Here is a 1034-nt window from a genome sequence, read left to right as displayed (position 1 = left end):
CCGACACGGGGTCCCTGCACGGCCTGTGGCTGGAGGGGACGCTGGTGGGCGGCGTGCTGTTCCTGAACTTCGACGCCGCGAGCGGCAACTGCGAGGTCGGCTGCTGGCTGGAGCCCGCCGGGACCGGGCAGGGACTGGTCACCCGGGCGATGCGCGTCCTGATCGACTGGGCGGTCGACGAGCGCGGCATTCACCGGATCGAGTGGGTCGCCGCCTCGGGCAATCAGCCGAGTCTGAACGTGGCACGGCGTCTCGGCATGGCCCGTGACGGTGTGCGACGCGAGGCGCACCCCTATGGTGGCGTACGGCACGATCTCGAAGTCTGGTCGGTGCTGGCGCCCGAGTGGCGCGCCGCACGCGCGCGTGCCGCTCACGGCGATCATTAAGAGACTTCTCAGACAGCGACCCTACGGTGCGACACATGGCAACGAAAGCAGTGGACGAGACCGAGGCCACCGAGGCCACGACCGACGAGAAGGCGGTGGACACCACCAAGTCCGACGAGGTGACCCGGACCGAGGTCCCGGCCGAGACCGCCGAGGCCAAGGAGGAGGGCCCCTCCGGCGTCGGCCAGGGCGCCGGCGCCGTGGTCTCCGCCGCGCTGGGCGTCGTCTCGCTCACCGGCAGCTGGCTCGGCACGGTGGCTGCCGCACGGCAGAACCTCATCGGCCAGCTGGAGACGGCGCAGAACGCGGGCGTGGCCAAGCAGATCCAGGCGGTCTACGGCGACGCCTGGCAGACCACCGCTCTGTGGGGCGGCCTGTTCGCGGTGACGGCGCTGATCGTCGGCGTCGTCGTACTGGCCCGGCCGGCCTTCGGCACCCCCGGCAGGATCCAGGCCCCCTGGATCAAGTCGGTCGCCTGGGCGGGTGTCGCGCTCGGCGTGATCGGCCTGTTCCTGGCGGTCCTCAAGTACACCGGCATCCTGCTCTCCCTGCCGTCGGCGGGCTGAGTCACCGCAGGTCCTGAGGGGTCTTAGGGAATCCGTGAGCACCTTACGGAGTCCCTGAGGCCCCTCAGCCGTGTCTAAGGCC

The 1034-nt window shown here is 70.8% G+C and carries 2 protein-coding genes; both read left to right on the top strand.

The features are described from left to right. A partial coding sequence (locus tag CCL05_RS40575) for a GNAT family N-acetyltransferase (protein ID WP_086565591.1) occupies positions 1–386 on the top strand: 386 nt, incomplete at its 5' end. A gap of 35 nt (positions 387–421) precedes the next feature. After that, positions 422–952, top strand: coding sequence for a hypothetical protein (locus tag CCL05_RS40570; protein WP_086565590.1), 531 nt, complete (start codon positions 422–424; stop codon positions 950–952). Positions 953–1034 lie beyond the last annotated feature (82 nt).

Source organism: Streptomyces africanus (assembly GCF_002150735.1).
Taxonomy (GTDB): domain Bacteria; phylum Actinomycetota; class Actinomycetes; order Streptomycetales; family Streptomycetaceae; genus Streptomyces; species Streptomyces africanus.
The sequence above is the reverse complement of the archived record's forward strand: the minus strand, read 5'-3'. Positions and strand labels throughout refer to the sequence as shown.